The sequence below is a fragment of the Shigella sp. SIG6 genome (genome assembly GCF_053555815.1).
The window spans coordinates 1-15,042 of the sequence record NZ_JBQZXC010000091.1 but is presented as its reverse complement, the minus strand read 5'-3'; the positions used below and the strand labels follow the sequence as shown (position 1 = coordinate 15,042).

Annotated in this window: 20 protein-coding genes and 1 pseudogene; 15 read left to right on the top strand and 6 right to left on the bottom strand. The window is 51.3% G+C overall.

Going from position 1 to position 15,042, the window contains the following annotated elements:
* The 4 genes from ACUU1M_RS14325 to ACUU1M_RS14310 all read left to right on the top strand — a co-directional run.
* The coding region (locus ACUU1M_RS14325) for a DUF350 domain-containing protein (protein ID WP_140039632.1) at positions 1-240 on the top strand (240 nt) is incomplete at its 5' end.
* A gap of 9 nt (positions 241-249) precedes the next feature.
* Complete coding sequence (locus ACUU1M_RS14320) at positions 250-888, top strand: DUF1190 domain-containing protein (RefSeq protein ID WP_000101681.1); 639 nt, start codon at positions 250-252, stop codon at positions 886-888.
* Positions 889-890: 2 nt separating this feature from the next.
* Positions 891-2,054: a glutathionylspermidine synthase family protein gene (locus tag ACUU1M_RS14315; protein WP_152028991.1), complete on the top strand. Its 1,164-nt coding sequence runs from the start codon at positions 891-893 to the stop codon at positions 2,052-2,054.
* Positions 2,055-2,137: 83 nt separating this feature from the next.
* The gene (locus ACUU1M_RS14310; protein WP_005059779.1) at positions 2,138-3,763 is read left to right on the top strand and encodes an isovaleryl-CoA dehydrogenase; all 1,626 of its coding nucleotides are present in this window, start codon (positions 2,138-2,140) and stop codon (positions 3,761-3,763) included.
* 116 nt (positions 3,764-3,879) lie between these two features.
* On the opposite strand, the gene yjfN is transcribed toward ACUU1M_RS14310, so the two are convergent.
* Positions 3,880-4,155, bottom strand: coding sequence for a DUF1471 family protease activator YjfN (gene yjfN, locus ACUU1M_RS14305; RefSeq protein ID WP_000811566.1), 276 nt, complete (start codon positions 4,153-4,155; stop codon positions 3,880-3,882).
* Positions 4,156-4,303: 148 nt separating this feature from the next.
* Positions 4,304-4,633: a biofilm peroxide resistance protein BsmA gene (gene bsmA / locus ACUU1M_RS14300; protein WP_000254636.1), complete on the bottom strand. Its 330-nt coding sequence runs from the start codon at positions 4,631-4,633 to the stop codon at positions 4,304-4,306.
* A 181-nt stretch (positions 4,634-4,814) separates the two neighbouring features.
* Between bsmA and yjfP the strand changes: the two genes are divergently transcribed.
* Positions 4,815-5,564 carry an esterase gene (yjfP, locus tag ACUU1M_RS14295; RefSeq protein WP_000569721.1) on the top strand — a complete coding sequence of 250 codons (750 nt, stop codon included), beginning with the start codon at positions 4,815-4,817 and terminating at the stop codon, positions 5,562-5,564.
* Here the strand turns inward: yjfP and ulaR are convergent.
* Positions 5,561-6,316 (bottom strand): HTH-type transcriptional regulator UlaR, encoded by a 756-nt coding sequence (gene ulaR, locus ACUU1M_RS14290; protein WP_000133645.1) that lies wholly within the window; start codon positions 6,314-6,316, stop codon positions 5,561-5,563. The genes yjfP and ulaR overlap by 4 nt on opposite strands.
* 107 nt (positions 6,317-6,423) lie before the next feature.
* The gene (ulaG, locus tag ACUU1M_RS14285) at positions 6,424-7,488 is read right to left on the bottom strand and encodes an L-ascorbate 6-phosphate lactonase (protein WP_001295191.1); all 1,065 of its coding nucleotides are present in this window, start codon (positions 7,486-7,488) and stop codon (positions 6,424-6,426) included.
* A gap of 354 nt (positions 7,489-7,842) precedes the next feature.
* Between ulaG and ulaA the strand changes: the two genes are divergently transcribed.
* From ulaA to ulaF, 6 genes and pseudogenes are all read left to right on the top strand, one after another.
* Positions 7,843-9,240: a PTS ascorbate transporter subunit IIC gene (ulaA, locus tag ACUU1M_RS14280; RefSeq protein ID WP_005072311.1), complete on the top strand. Its 1,398-nt coding sequence runs from the start codon at positions 7,843-7,845 to the stop codon at positions 9,238-9,240.
* Positions 9,241-9,255: 15 nt separating this feature from the next.
* Positions 9,256-9,561, top strand: coding sequence for a PTS ascorbate transporter subunit IIB (gene ulaB / locus ACUU1M_RS14275; protein WP_000218360.1), 306 nt, complete (start codon positions 9,256-9,258; stop codon positions 9,559-9,561).
* Positions 9,562-9,570: 9 nt separating this feature from the next.
* Complete coding sequence (ulaC, locus tag ACUU1M_RS14270) at positions 9,571-10,035, top strand: PTS ascorbate transporter subunit IIA (RefSeq protein WP_000766068.1); 465 nt, start codon at positions 9,571-9,573, stop codon at positions 10,033-10,035.
* Positions 10,036-10,048: 13 nt separating this feature from the next.
* Complete coding sequence (gene ulaD, locus ACUU1M_RS14265) at positions 10,049-10,699, top strand: 3-keto-L-gulonate-6-phosphate decarboxylase UlaD (protein WP_000056760.1); 651 nt, start codon at positions 10,049-10,051, stop codon at positions 10,697-10,699.
* A gap of 9 nt (positions 10,700-10,708) precedes the next feature.
* Positions 10,709-11,552, top strand: a pseudogene (ulaE, locus tag ACUU1M_RS14260) (L-ribulose-5-phosphate 3-epimerase UlaE).
* On the top strand, positions 11,552-12,238 hold the full coding sequence (gene ulaF / locus ACUU1M_RS14255; RefSeq protein WP_001170813.1) for an L-ribulose-5-phosphate 4-epimerase UlaF: 687 nt from the start codon (positions 11,552-11,554) through the stop codon (positions 12,236-12,238). The pseudogene ulaE and the gene ulaF overlap by 1 nt, the downstream one beginning before the upstream one ends.
* A gap of 128 nt (positions 12,239-12,366) precedes the next feature.
* On the opposite strand, the gene yjfY is transcribed toward ulaF, so the two are convergent.
* Positions 12,367-12,642 carry a DUF1471 family protein YjfY gene (gene yjfY, locus ACUU1M_RS14250; RefSeq protein WP_000492914.1) on the bottom strand — a complete coding sequence of 92 codons (276 nt, stop codon included), beginning with the start codon at positions 12,640-12,642 and terminating at the stop codon, positions 12,367-12,369.
* A 326-nt stretch (positions 12,643-12,968) separates the two neighbouring features.
* On the opposite strand from yjfY, the gene rpsF reads away from it, so the two are divergent.
* From rpsF to rplI, 4 genes are read left to right on the top strand one after another with little or no spacing between them, the layout of a single operon-like run.
* Positions 12,969-13,364 carry a 30S ribosomal protein S6 gene (rpsF, locus tag ACUU1M_RS14245; RefSeq protein ID WP_001216676.1) on the top strand — a complete coding sequence of 132 codons (396 nt, stop codon included), beginning with the start codon at positions 12,969-12,971 and terminating at the stop codon, positions 13,362-13,364.
* Between the two features lie 6 nt (positions 13,365-13,370).
* Complete coding sequence (gene priB, locus ACUU1M_RS14240) at positions 13,371-13,685, top strand: primosomal replication protein N (protein ID WP_024260023.1); 315 nt, start codon at positions 13,371-13,373, stop codon at positions 13,683-13,685.
* A 4-nt stretch (positions 13,686-13,689) separates the two neighbouring features.
* Positions 13,690-13,917: a 30S ribosomal protein S18 gene (gene rpsR, locus ACUU1M_RS14235; RefSeq protein WP_000135199.1), complete on the top strand. Its 228-nt coding sequence runs from the start codon at positions 13,690-13,692 to the stop codon at positions 13,915-13,917.
* Between the two features lie 41 nt (positions 13,918-13,958).
* Positions 13,959-14,408, top strand: coding sequence for a 50S ribosomal protein L9 (rplI, locus tag ACUU1M_RS14230; RefSeq protein ID WP_001196062.1), 450 nt, complete (start codon positions 13,959-13,961; stop codon positions 14,406-14,408).
* Positions 14,409-14,478: 70 nt separating this feature from the next.
* On the opposite strand, the gene ACUU1M_RS14225 is transcribed toward rplI, so the two are convergent.
* Positions 14,479-15,042: DUF2686 family protein (locus tag ACUU1M_RS14225; protein WP_449144680.1), on the bottom strand; the 564-nt coding region annotated here is incomplete at its 5' end.

The window sequence follows — 15,042 nt, the reverse complement described above, 5'->3', positions numbered from 1 at the left end:
ACATTGTTAGGTTACGTTATCCCATTATCCAGTGCGGCAATCAATGCGGTGAGTATTCCAGACTATTTCGCCTGGGGCGGGATTGCACTGGTGATTCAGTTACTCGTTTTTGCTGGTGTCAGACTTTATATGCCCGCATTAAGCGAAAAAATTATTAATCACAATACCGCAGCAGGAATGTTTATGGGAACCGCCGCGCTGGCTGGCGGTATTTTTAACGCAGCTTGTATGACATGGTAATGGACGATCATGGCCAGAAAACGCAAATCAAGAAATAACAGTAAAATTGGTCACGGAGCGATCAGTCGCATTGGTAGACCGAATAATCCTTTTGAACCGCGTCGCAATCGCTACGCACAAAAATACTTAACGTTGGCGCTAATGGGCGGTGCCGCTTTTTTCGTATTGAAAGGTTGTAGCGATAGTAGCGATGTCGATAACGACGGCGACGGAACATTTTACGCGACAGTGCAGGATTGTATTGATGACGGTAATAATGCCGACATTTGCGCGCGTGGCTGGAACAACGCCAAAGCGGCATTTTATGCCGATGTTCCAAAGAATATGACTCAGCAGAACTGTCAGTCTAAGTACGAAAATTGCTACTACGACAATGTTGAACAGAGTTGGATCCCGGTCGTTTCTGGATTTTTGTTAAGCCGGGTTATTCGTAAAGATCGCGATGAGCCGTTCGTCTATAACAGCGGCGGATCCTCATTTGCTTCCCGCCCCGTCTGGCGCAACACTTCCGGTGATTACTCCTGGCGCTTCGGTTCTGGCAAAAAAGAGTCTTACTCTTCAGGCGGCTTTACCACCAGAAAAGCGTCGACCGTTTCGCGCGGCGGCTATAGTCGTTCTTCCAGCGCCCGTGGGCATTGGGGAGGCTAATCATGCTGAGACACAACGTTCCTGTGCGGCGGGATCTGGACCAGATCGCCGCTAACAACGGTTTCGACTTTCATATCATCGACAATGAAATCTATTGGGACGAGAGTCGGGCTTACCGTTTTACTCTGCGCCAGATTGAAGAGCAGATCGAAAAACCGACTGCGGAACTGCATCAGATGTGCCTTGAGGTGGTGGATCGCGCGGTTAAAGACGAAGAGATCCTGACGCAACTGGCGATCCCGCCGTTGTACTGGGATGTGATCGCCGAAAGCTGGCGCGCACGCGATCCTTCGCTGTATGGCCGGATGGATTTTGCCTGGTGTGGCAATGCGCCGGTGAAGCTGCTGGAGTACAACGCCGATACGCCGACCTCGTTGTATGAGTCGGCTTATTTCCAGTGGTTGTGGCTGGAGGATGCCCGGCGCAGCGGCATTATTCCGCGTGATGCCGATCAGTACAACGCCATTCAGGAACGCCTGATTTCGCGCTTTAGTGAGCTTTACAGTCGGGAACCGTTTTATTTTTGCTGCTGTCAGGACACCGATGAAGACAGGAGTACCGTGCTGTACTTGCAGGACTGCGCCCAGCAGGCAGGGCAGGAGTCGCGGTTTATCTACATTGAAGATCTCGGTTTGGGCGTCGGCGGCGTACTGACCGATCTTGATGATAATGTCATCCAGCGTGCATTTAAGCTGTATCCGCTGGAGTGGATGATGCATGACGATAACGGTCCGCTGCTGCGCAAGCGTCGCGAGCAATGGGTGGAGCCGTTATGGAAAAGTATCTTGAGTAATAAAGGGCTAATGCCGCTGCTTTGGCGCTTCTTCCCTGGTCATCCTAACCTTCTTGCATCCTGGTTTGAGGGTGAAAAATCGCAGATTGCCGCTGGCGAAAGCTATGTGCGTAAACCGATCTACTCGCGCGAAGGCGGAAACGTCACCATTTTCGACGGTCAGAATAACGTCGTTGACCACGCTGATGGTGATTACGCCGATGAACCGATGATCTACCAGGCGTTTCAACCTCTGCCGCGATTTGGCGATAGCTACACACTCATCGGTAGCTGGATTGTCGATGATGAAGCGTGCGGAATGGGGATCCGTGAAGATAACACACTGATCACCAAAGACACCTCACGTTTCGTTCCGCATTACATTGCTGGATAAGAATGTTTTAGCAATCTCTTTCTGTCATGAATCCATGGCAGTGACCATACTAATGGTGACTGCCATTGATGGAGGGAGACACAGTGCACTGGCAAACTCACACCATTTTTAATCAACCTATACCGTTAAATAACAGCAACTTATACCTGTCTGATGGCGCGCTTTGCGAAGCGGTAACGCGTGAAGGTGCTGGCTGGGATAGCGATTTTCTAGCCAGTATTGGTCAGCAGTTAGGAACGGCTGAATCCCTTGAACTGGGGCGGCTGGCGAATGTAAACCCGCCTGAACTGTTGCGCTACGATGCCCAGGGGCGGCGTCTGGACGATGTTCGTTTCCATCCCGCATGGCACCTGCTGATGCAGGCGTTATGTACCAATCGGGTGCACAATCTTGCCTGGGAAGAAGACGCTCGCTCCGGCGCATTTGTGGCGCGCGCGGCGCGTTTTATGTTACATGCGCAGGTTGAGGCTGGGTCGTTATGTCCAATAACGATGACCTTTGCCGCCACGCCATTGTTGTTACAGATGTTACCCACGCCGTTTCAGGACTGGACCACGCCGCTGCTGAGCGATCGCTACGATTCTCACTTATTGCCAGGTGGGCAAAAACGCGGTTTGTTGATTGGCATGGGAATGACGGAAAAGCAGGGCGGTTCCGATGTCATGAGCAACACCACCCGTGCAGAGCGTTTGGAAGATGGCTCTTATCGGCTGGTGGGGCATAAATGGTTTTTCTCGGTGCCGCAAAGCGATGCGCATCTGGTGCTGGCGCAGACCGCGGGCGGTCTGTCCTGCTTTTTTGTGCCGCGCTTTTTGCCTGACGGGCAACGCAACGCGATTCGCCTCGAGCGGCTGAAAGATAAGCTGGGTAATCGCTCTAACGCCAGTTGCGAAGTGGAGTTTCAGGATGCCATTGGCTGGTTATTGGGGCAGGAAGGGGAAGGAATTCGTCTGATCCTGAAAATGGGGGGGATGACGCGTTTTGATTGCGCCCTGGGTAGCCATGCCATGATGCGCCGTGCATTTTCGCTGGCGATTTATCATGCACATCAACGGCATGTTTTTGGTAATCCATTGATCCAACAGCCCCTTATGCGTCATGTCTTAAGTCGCATGGCACTTCAGCTTGAAGGGCAAACGGCGTTGCTGTTTCGTCTTGCGCGAGCGTGGGATCGGCGTGCCGATGCCAAAGAAGCCCTGTGGGCGCGTTTATTTACGCCTGCGGCAAAATTTGTGATCTGCAAACGAGGTATGCCGTTTGTGGCCGAAGCGATGGAGGTGCTGGGCGGCATTGGTTATTGCGAGGAGAGCGAGCTGCCGCGGCTTTACCGGGAGATGCCGGTAAACAGTATTTGGGAAGGTTCCGGCAATATTATGTGCCTGGATGTGTTGCGCGTTCTCAATAAGCAAGCGGGCGTATACGACTTATTGTCGGAAGCATTTGTGGAAGTGAAAGGGCAGGATCGCTATTTTGATCGCGCGGTTCGTCGTTTACAGCAGCAGCTGCGTAAGCCAGCTGAAGAACTGGGGCGAGAGATTACTCATCAGCTATTCCTGCTGGGCTGCGGTGCGCAAATGTTGAAATATGCTTCTCCGCCAATGGCGCAGGCGTGGTGTCAGGTGATGTTAGATACGCGCGGCGGCGTACGGTTGTCAGAGCAGATCCAGAATGATTTATTGCTGCGGGCGACGGGGGGAGTGTGTGTGTAAGCGTATACGACTGATGCGACGCTGGTTTCGATTAACTAAATGAAATATGTGAAAATTGTAGGCCGGACAAGGCGCTCGCGCCGCATCCGGCATTGTTCATTTGCTGTAGATGACACTCATGCATACAGTATCGCCTGTACGCGCCAGTTATCAGGCTGCTGGTCTTCGTACATGGTAATAATGCGGTACCATGACGCACCTTGTTCATCGGCCTTTAACGCCACGATACGTTCCACGTCCTGCGGATCCCCTGAAATATTGCTAACTGAGATCTGACCTATTTCATTCAGGCCCGTCACGCAGTCAGCACTGGCGAATTCTGCAGACTGTGCCGTGGCGCTCGCAGGATAAGTCACTAATTGCAGCGAGGGTGAGGCAAGTAATTGTTTCATCGTCAGCTCCATTTTTCGTTTCCCCACATGTTGCAGGGCATTCCATCGCGGTAATAAACGCCCAAGCTTCCAGCCGGTAATTTATTGTGCACAGGTAAACGCATAGGGACGCAAAGCAATGTAAAGCTGACTATGTAAGTTGTCTGATTTATTTACGGTACAAAATGGCTTGTGAATACCACTGTCCTGTCACGATGGTTTCGTCCACCATGACGACAACGTAATAATCAGCTTTTGCAGCGACAGCTTTTGCTCTGATTTCTGCTAATGCGTCATCCGGAGAACCCCGAACCATCGTGCTTACGCTACCTATTCGCTGTAACCCTTGCGTCTGGTCGCGGCGAATCTCTTGCGGATGGTCCGTTACTGGCGGTGCTGGCTGTGGCGTACCTTGCAGTGCGCTACAGGCACTTAACATCAACACCAATAATAAACTGGCAAACCGGTAAATAACGCTATTACGTTTCCTGCTAACCATAGTGTAGTGCCTTATTAATTTAACTTTGGGGGAATGTTCCCGAATTGTTACCTGGTACGCGATTTTCGAATGAAAACGTGACGAAAGCGTAACCCACATCTCAACATTATGAACTAATACCGCCAGCAGAAACTTGTGCTAAGGATTTCTTCATGTCATACCAGACAAAAAGGAGAGACAGATGATTGAAATAGAATCACGCGAGCTGGCAGATATTCCCGTTCTTCATGCTTATCCTGTCGGGCAAAAAGATACCCCGTTACCGTGCGTAATTTTTTATCACGGCTTTACTTCATCCAGCCTGGTGTATAGCTATTTTGCCGTTGCGCTGGCGCAGGCTGGTTTGCGGGTGATCATGCCGGATGCGCCCGATCACGGTAGCCGTTTTAGTGGCGACGAAGCGCGGCGGTTAAATCAATTCTGGCAAATCTTGCTACAAAGTATGCAGGAATTCACTACTTTACGTGCGGCAATAGCCGAAGAAAACTGGCTGCTTGATGACCGTCTGGCAGTCGGTGGCGCGTCGATGGGCGCGATGACGGCACTGGGAATTACCGCTCGCCACCCCACGGTGAAATGTACCGCCAGCATGATGGGATCGGGCTATTTTACATCGCTCGCCCGTTCACTGTTTCCACCGCTGATACCTGAAACGGCAGCACAGCAGAATGAATTCAATAAAATTGTCGCGCCGCTGGCAGAGTGGGAAGCGACAAACCACCTGGAACAACTTGGGGACAGACCTCTACTGCTGTGGCATGGCCTCGACGATGACGTTGTGCCTGCCGACGAATCACTACGTTTGCAGCAGGCCTTAAGCGAGACGGGACGGGATAAACTGCTAACCTGTTCATGGCAGCCAGGCGTGCGTCACCGCATTACGCCTGAGGCGTTAGATGCTGCCGTGACATTTTTCCGCCAGCATCTTTAAACACGCAGAATGCTGACCCCTTGCGCTTCCAGTTGTTGCAGGATTTCCGGGTTAGCATTTTTGCCGGTGATCAGCATATCGATTTGATCGGCACGGCTAAAAAGCATTCCCGCGCGTTCGCCAATCTTACTGCTATCAACCAGTACCACCAGTTTCCCTACCACGCTCAGCATCTTCTGCTCTGCCATTGCTGTCAGCATATCGGTTTTATACAACCCTTCTGCGGTCAGCCCTTTTCCGCTGGTAAACATCCAGTGCCCGGCATAGAGACTGTTTTCGCTGCCCTGCGGGCTTAAAGTGATGGACTGACTTTTGTTGTACTGTCCACCCATAATGATCACGCTGTCATGTTCTTGATCGATCAGGTAATTTGCCAGCGGTAGATAATTAGTGATGATTTGCACTGGCTTGCCACACATTTCCCGCCCAAGCAGAAACGCGGTGGAGCCGCAGTTGATGACTACGCTTTCGCCCGGATTAACCAGCTGCGAGGCCGCTTTAGCAATACGTACTTTTTCATCGTGATTCTGCGCCTGATGCAGATTCATCGGCGTCCAGCGCGGGCGCTGTTGGGTAATAGCTTCTGCGCCATTGCGCACCTTTTTCAGTTTGCCGCTTTCGCCAAGTTTATTGATATCGCGTCGCGCAGTGGCAGGCGAAATTCCCAGACGCTCAACGACTTTCTCAACGGTCACAAAGCCCAATTGTGCGAGCATTTCCAGGAGGATTTGATGTCTTTGTGCTTCAGTCATGAGCTATTCCGATAAAATTTGATTTTTTTAGATGATATTTGAAATAGCCAGGAAATACTACGCCGGATAGCGCGAACTTCTCCACGCTATCCGGTATAAACGACAGATTACAGGAATGACTTGAACGGCAGATCCGGTTCAATAGTGAAGCAATCATCGAAACCGCGCGGATAGTGGTACTCGAAGTTGTCTTTATCCAGCGGCCAGGTAAATTTGCCGCCAACCTGCCAGATAAACGGCTTGAAGCCATACTTCAGACGATCTTTTTTCATCTCCCACAGCACGCGGATCTCTTGCGGATCGGCCTGGAAGTTTGACCAGATGTCGTGGTGGAACGGGATAACCACTTTCGCATTCAGGGCTTCACCCATACGCAGCATATCGGCGCTGGTCATTTTGTCGGTAATACCGCGCGGGTTCTCACCATACGATCCTAACGCCACATCGATCTGATGTTCGTTACCGTGCTTCGCATAATAGTTAGAGTAGTGGGAATCGCCACTGTGATATAGGGAACCGCCAGGGGTTTTGAACAGGTAGTTTACTGCGCGATCGTCCATGCCATCTGGCAGTACGCCAGCCGCTTTTTGATCGGCAGGCAGGGTGATCAGTGCAGTACGGTCGAAAGCGTCAAGCGCATGAATTTCAATGTCTTTCACTTTTACAACATCGCCCGGTTTGACCACGATGCAACGCTCTTTCGGTACGCCCCAGCCAATCCACAAATCAACGCAGGTTTTCGGTCCAATGAATGGTACGTCATCAGCACAGTTCTGCATCACGGCAGCAGCGACGTTAACGTCGATATGATCGTTGTGATCGTGAGTCGCCAGTACCGCGTCGATCTGGCGAATCGCAAACGGATCAAGAACAAACGGGGTGGTGCGTAGGTTTGGCTGCAGTTTTTTCACGCCAGCCATGCGCTGCATCTGGTGACCCTGTTTCATTAACGGGTTACCGTGACTTTGTTTGCCAGTGCCGCACCAGAAATCAACGCAAACGTTGGTGCCACCTTCTGATTTCAACCAGATCCCGGTGCAGCCTAGCCACCACATCGCAAATGTGCCAGGGGCGACCTGCTCTTGTTCAATTTCTTCATTCAGCCAGCTACCCCACTCCGGGAAAGTGCTCAGGATCCAGGATTCTCGGGTGATACTTTTCACTTTACTCATCGCCATTTACCTTCATGATAATTCAATTCGAATCAATATGTGATTGGTTTTGATTAATCATGGCACTATTTTTTCAGGAAGGCAATGACCATTTTTTGACTTTTTGCCAGGGAAGTTGTTGTTGATTTTGAGTGTGGAAAGATTTAATGGAATGTGTAGTTAAATTAACTAAATGAATTTAAATAAATAATTGTTTCGTTGTGTGAATCCCACTCTATCCGTGTGGAATTATTTGCGGGTCGCGTCACATTTAATCATAAATAATCTTGTTGTGATTACTTTTGAAAATTAGAGTGAGTGCACAACATTCCGGGTGTGCGGAATACCCGGTTACCTCTTCTTCAGGAGATCGTTATGGAGATCCTCTACAACATCTTTACCGTGTTTTTTAACCAGGTCATGACCAATGCCCCGTTGTTGCTGGGTATTGTGACCTGTCTGGGCTACATCCTACTGCGCAAAAGTGTCAGCGTTATTATTAAAGGCACGATTAAAACCATAATTGGTTTCATGTTGTTGCAGGCAGGGTCCGGCATCCTCACCAGCACCTTCAAACCGGTGGTGGCGAAAATGTCCGAAGTCTACGGCATTAACGGCGCAATTTCCGATACTTACGCGTCGATGATGGCAACCATCGACCGCATGGGCGATGCCTATAGCTGGGTAGGTTACGCGGTGTTGTTAGCGCTGGCGCTGAACATCTGTTACGTGCTGCTGCGTCGCATTACCGGTATTCGTACCATCATGCTGACTGGTCATATCATGTTCCAGCAGGCGGGGCTGATTGCCGTTACGTTGTTTATTTTCGGCTACTCCATGTGGACAACCATTATCTGCACGGCGATTCTGGTTTCGCTCTACTGGGGCATTACCTCCAACATGATGTACAAGCCGACTCAGGAAGTGACGGGCGGCTGCGGTTTCTCCATCGGTCACCAGCAACAGTTTGCATCATTAATTGCCTATAAAGTTGCGCCGTTCCTCGGCAAAAAAGAGGAAAGCGTTGAAAACCTCAAACTGCCAGGCTGGCTGAATATTTTCCACGACAACATCGTCTCCACGGCGATTGTCATGACCATCTTCTTTGGTGCCATTCTGCTCTCCTTCGGTATCGACACCGTGCAGGCGATGGCAGGCAAAGTGCACTGGACGGTCTATATCCTGCAAACCGGTTTTTCCTTCGCGGTGGCGATCTTCATCATCACTCAGGGTGTGCGCATGTTTGTGGCGGAACTCTCTGAAGCGTTTAACGGTATCTCCCAGCGCCTGATCCCTGGTGCGGTTCTGGCGATTGACTGTGCGGCTATTTATAGCTTCGCGCCGAACGCCGTGGTCTGGGGCTTTATGTGGGGCACCATCGGTCAGCTGATTGCGGTTGGCATCCTGGTCGCCTGCGGTTCCTCGATCCTGATTATCCCAGGCTTTATCCCGATGTTCTTCTCCAACGCCACCATCGGCGTGTTCGCTAACCACTTCGGCGGCTGGCGTGCGGCGCTGAAGATTTGTCTGGTGATGGGGATGATCGAAATCTTTGGTTGCGTCTGGGCGGTGAAACTTACCGGTATGAGTGCCTGGATGGGGATGGCGGACTGGTCGATTCTGGCACCGCCGATGATGCAGGGCTTCTTCTCCATCGGTATCGCCTTTATGGCCGTCATCATTGTAATTGCACTGGCTTATATGTTCTTCGCTGGCCGCGCACTGCGCGCAGAAGAAGATGCAGAAAAACAATTGGCAGAACAGTCTGCTTAATAAGGAGTTTTGATTATGACCGTACGTATTCTGGCTGTGTGTGGCAACGGACAAGGCAGTTCCATGATCATGAAGATGAAAGTGGACCAGTTTTTAACCCAATCAAACATTGACCACACGGTAAATAGCTGCGCGGTTGGCGAATACAAAAGCGAGTTGAGCGGCGCGGATATCATCATCGCTTCTACGCACATTGCGGGCGAAATCACCGTGACCGGCAACAAATACGTGGTTGGCGTGCGCAACATGCTCTCTCCTGCCGACTTTGGCCCGAAACTGCTGGAAGTGATCAAAGCGCATTTCCCGCAGGATGTGAAGTAAGGACGCGCCATGAAATTACATGATTCGCTGGCGGAGAATAAATCCATCCGCCTGCAGGCTGAAGCTGAGACATGGCAGGACGCAGTAAAAATCGGCGTTGACCTGCTGGTGGCGGCGGATGTTGTCGAGCCGCGTTACTACCAGGCGATTCTGGATGCGGTTGAACAGCACGGTCCGTACTTTGTGCTCGCACCAGGCCTGGCAATGCCGCACGGTCGCCCGGAAGAGGGCGTTAAGAAAACCGGTTTTGCGCTGGTGACGCTGAAAAAGCCGCTGGAGTTCAACCACGAAGATAACGACCCGGTGGATATCCTCATCACCATGGCGGCGGTCGATGCCAACACGCACCAAGAAGTGGGCATCATGCAGATCGTCAACCTGTTTGAAGATGAAGAAAATTTCGACCGTTTACGTGCCTGCCGTACCGAGCAGGAAGTACTGGATCTCATTGACCGCACCAACGCGGCAGCTTAAGAAGGAATTGAAGATGTCATTACCGATGTTGCAAGTCGCGCTGGACAACCAGACTATGGATAGCGCCTACGAAACCACTCGCCTGATTGCCGAAGAAGTCGACATTATCGAAGTGGGTACCATTCTGTGCGTGGGCGAAGGCGTGCGTGCGGTTCGCGATCTGAAAGCGCTCTACCCGCACAAAATCGTGCTGGCAGACGCCAAAATTGCCGATGCGGGCAAAATTCTTTCTCGTATGTGCTTCGAAGCCAACGCTGACTGGGTGACCGTGATTTGTTGTGCGGATATCAACACCGCCAAAGGTGCGCTGGACGTAGCAAAAGAGTTTAACGGCGACGTGCAGATCGAACTGACCGGTTACTGGACCTGGGAACAGGCGCAACAGTGGCGCGACGCAGGTATTCAGCAGGTGGTTTATCACCGCAGCCGTGACGCGCAGGCCGCTGGCGTGGCGTGGGGTGAAGCCGATATCACTGCGATCAAACGTCTTTCCGATATGGGCTTCAAAGTCACCGTCACCGGTGGCCTGGCGCTGGAAGATCTGCCGCTGTTCAAAGGCATTCCAATTCATGTGTTTATCGCCGGTCGCAGCATCCGTGATGCCGCTTCTCCGGTTGAAGCCGCGCGTCAGTTCAAACGTTCCATCGCCGAACTGTGGGGCTAAGGAGCGGATATGTTGTCCAAACAAATCCCGCTTGGCATCTATGAAAAAGCGCTCCCCGCCGGGGAGTGCTGGCTGGAACGCCTGCGACTGGCAAAAACGTTGGGCTTCGATTTTGTCGAGATGTCGGTAGATGAAACTGACGAGCGCCTGTCGCGCCTCGACTGGAGCCGCGAGCAGCGTCTGGCGCTGGTGAATGCGATTGTTGAAACCGGCGTGCGTGTGCCGTCCATGTGCCTTTCTGCCCATCGTCGTTTCCCGTTGGGCAGCGAAGATGACGCGGTGCGGGCGCAGGGGCTGGAGATTATGCGTAAAGCCATCCAGTTCGCCCAGGACGTTGGCATTCGCGTGATCCAGCTGGCGGGCTATGACGTTTACTATCAGGAAGCCAATAACGAAACGCGTCGTCGTTTCCGTGACGGCCTGAAAGAGAGCGTTGAGATGGCGAGCCGCGCGCAGGTGACGCTTCATGGATTATCCGTTGATGAACTCCATCAGCAAGGCGCTGGGTTACGCGCACTATCTCAACAACCCGTGGTTCCAGCTCTACCCGGATATCGGCAACCTGTCGGCGTGGGACAACGATGTGCAGATGGAGTTGCAGGCCGGAATCGGGCATATCGTCGCGGTGCATGTGAAAGACACCAAACCGGGCGTCTTCAAAAACGTGCCATTTGGCGAAGGAGTGGTGGATTTCGAACGTTGCTTCGAAACGCTCAAACAGAGTGGCTATTGCGGGCCGTACCTGATTGAGATGTGGAGCGAAACGGCGGAAGACCCGGCGGCAGAAGTGGTGAAAGCGCGTGATTGGGTGAAAGCGCGCATGGCCAAAGCAGGCATGGTGGAGGCGGCATAATGCAAAAGCTAAAACAGCAGGTGTTTGAAGCCAACATGGATCTGCCGCGCTATGGGCTGGTGACCTTTACCTGGGGCAACGTCAGCGCTATCGACCGCGAACGCGGGCTGGTGGTGATCAAGCCCAGCGGCGTTGCCTACGAAACCATGAAAGCAGACGATATGGTGGTGGTCGATATGAGCGGCAAGGTGGTGGAAGGGGAGTATCGCCCATCTTCCGACACTGCGACGCATCTCGAACTCTACCGTCGTTACCCGTCGCTTGGCGGCATTGTCCATACCCACTCCACTCATGCCACCGCATGGGCGCAGGCGGGGCTGGCGATCCCGGCGTTAGGCACCACGCACGCTGACTACTTCTTTGGTGATATCCCGTGTACGCGTGGATTAAGCGAAGAAGAGGTGCAGGGTGAGTATGAACTGAACACTGGCAAAGTGATTATCGAAACGCTGGGCAACGCCGAGCCGCTGCATACGCCGGGAATTGTGGTGTATCAGCACGGACCGTTCGCCTGGGGGAAAGATGCCCACGACGCGGTGCATAACGCGGTAGTGATGGAAGAAGTGGCGAAAATGGCGTGGATTGCGCGCAGTATTAATCCACAACTCAATCATATCGACAGCTACCTGATGAATAAACACTTCATGCGTAAGCACGGTCCTAACGCTTATTACGGGCAGAAGTAAAACGCGCGCTGCGGAAATTTCCTTCCTCGGGAGATAACTGGTCTAATTCCACAGCCGTTTTTCAAAAAAAGCCCCCTGCGAAGGGGGCAAAGCAAACTATGGCAATGTTTCGTTGGTTATACCTGGTGCTAGCGATAAATATCCGCGCTGGCGTGCATATTGCCGTTACTCCCCGGTTCCCGCATCAGAATTACGTGGTAGTACGTTGCGCCTTGCGCATCTGTTTCTTCATTTAATGCCTGACGTGCTTCGCTTTCAGTGGCGAAATTATGATTGATATAAATCACGCCTAAGCTTTGCACATCGTCCATATTTCTGGCCTGGTGGTTATTAATTTCAATGGCTGCCCATGTATTTGCACTTAGCAAAAGCACAGCCAGAAGGGCTAAAACTCGACTGAACATAGATACCTCCTCGACGGCTGACTTTGTGTGCTCTCCTCTGTGATGATCTTCTGATTTAATTTTAATCAATGATAAAGAAGTTGATGGTGACCATTTCTGATGCAGTTGTTCAAAAAAACACTGTGACGGAATGTGATGAACTTCAAATCAGCGGTTTAGAGGTTATTTGCGAAAGGGGAGATTTATTTCTGCTCCGCCCTTGAGTTTAGCGGGGTATGTCAGTACTATAACGCGTCATTTTTCAGCCGACCTTTAACACGTTCCTTGCCTCCCCGGGATTCGGCTGACCCAGACAGGAGGCTGAATAATCCGTAAGGAGCAATTCGATGCGTCATTACGAAATCGTTTTTATGGTCCATCCTGACCAGAGCGAACAGGTTCCGGGCATGATCGAGCGCTACACTGCTGCCATCACTGGTGCAGAAGGCAAGATCCACCGTCTGGAAGACTGGGGCCGCCGTCAGCTGGCTTACCCGATCAACAAACTGCACAAAGCACACTACGTTCTGATGAACGTTGAAGCTCCGCAGGAAGTGATCGATGAGCTGGAAACTACCTTCCGCTTCAACGATGCCGTTATCCGCAGCATGGTTATGCGTACCAAGCACGCTGTTACCGAAGCATCTCCGATGGTTAAAGCGAAAGACGAGCGCCGTGAGCGTCGCGATGATTTCGCAAACGAAACCGCTGATGATGCTGAAGCTGGGGATTCTGAAGAGTAATTTCTGATGACCAACCGTCTGGTGTTGTCCGGCACCGTGTGCAGGACTCCCCTTCGAAAGGTCAGTCCATCAGGAATTCCTCACTGCCAGTTCGTGCTTGAGCATCGTTCTGTGCAGGAGGAAGCCGGCTTTCACCGGCAGACATGGTGTCAAATGCCCGTTATTGTTAGCGGACACGAAAACCAGGCCATTACTCACAGTATAACGGTCGGCAGTCGAATAACCGTTCAGGGGTTCATTTCATGCCACAAGGCAAAGAACGGACTGAGCAAAATGGTTTTGCATGCCGAGCAGATTGAATTGATAGATTCTGGAGACTAGCCATATGGCACGTTATTTCCGTCGTCGCAAGTTCTGCCGTTTCACCGCGGAAGGCGTTCAAGAGATCGACTATAAAGATATCGCTACGCTGAAAAACTACATCACCGAAAGCGGTAAGATTGTCCCAAGCCGTATCACCGGTACCCGTGCAAAATACCAGCGTCAGCTGGCTCGCGCTATCAAACGCGCTCGCTACCTGTCCCTGCTGCCGTACACTGATCGCCATCAGTAATCGGTCACGGTCCATTAATACGACTTTGAGAGGATAAGGTAATGCAAGTTATTCTGCTTGATAAAGTAGCAAACCTGGGTAGCCTGGGTGATCAGGTAAACGTTAAAGCGGGCTATGCTCGTAACTTCCTGGTACCGCAGGGTAAAGCTGTTCCAGCTACCAAGAAAAACATTGAATTCTTCGAAGCACGTCGCGCTGAACTGGAAGCTAAACTGGCTGAAGTTCTGGCAGCTGCTAATGCTCGCGCTGAGAAAATCAATGCACTGGAAACTGTTACCATCGCGTCTAAAGCTGGCGACGAAGGTAAACTGTTCGGTTCCATCGGTACTCGCGACATCGCTGACGCTGTAACTGCAGCTGGCGTTGAAGTGGCTAAGAGCGAAGTTCGTCTGCCGAACGGCGTTCTGCGTACCACTGGCGAACACGAAGTGAGCTTCCAGGTTCACAGCGAAGTATTCGCGAAAGTGATCGTAAACGTAGTAGCTGAATAATTCGTTATTCAACGAGACGTAAAAACGCCGACCATTGGTCGGCGTTTTGCTTTCTATTTTTCGTCAGGCATTAATTTCGCAAGTAGATCCATTCACCATTCTCTTGTGTCCATAAGTCAGGATGGTTTGCTGGCGTTAGATGCATACGATCACTCCTTATGTCTCGGTCCTGCGGCACTCGCTCGAAACCTAAACCCGAGTAGATTGCGGCTGAATTTGATAAGGAACGTAGACCAATTTTCAAATCATGGGGTAAATCAGAATACGCGTTTAGCAATGCAGCAATGATGAATCCGAGGGCATTAGAAACGCCTGTAACAGTGCGAAGTTGGTCGATATAAAGATCGATTGTTGGTAGTTCAGATGACCAGCAATTAGGCATTTGGGCAGGAAGGGTTACAACGTATCCTATCGTTTGGCCGGTATAGTCTGGAGTACTATAACCAGGTCCCAAAACAACCTCGTGTATTGTGTATTTACTGTTGGGTTCGAAGGATTCGACATCTTGCAATAAATATTTCAGTTCTGCGGTTAACCTCGCACCCGCGTAAGCTTTATTGTATTTCTGGGCGTGAATATTATCTAATGTAGCTTCATGGTTCCATCCAAAAGAATTATCACCATTCATTGTTAC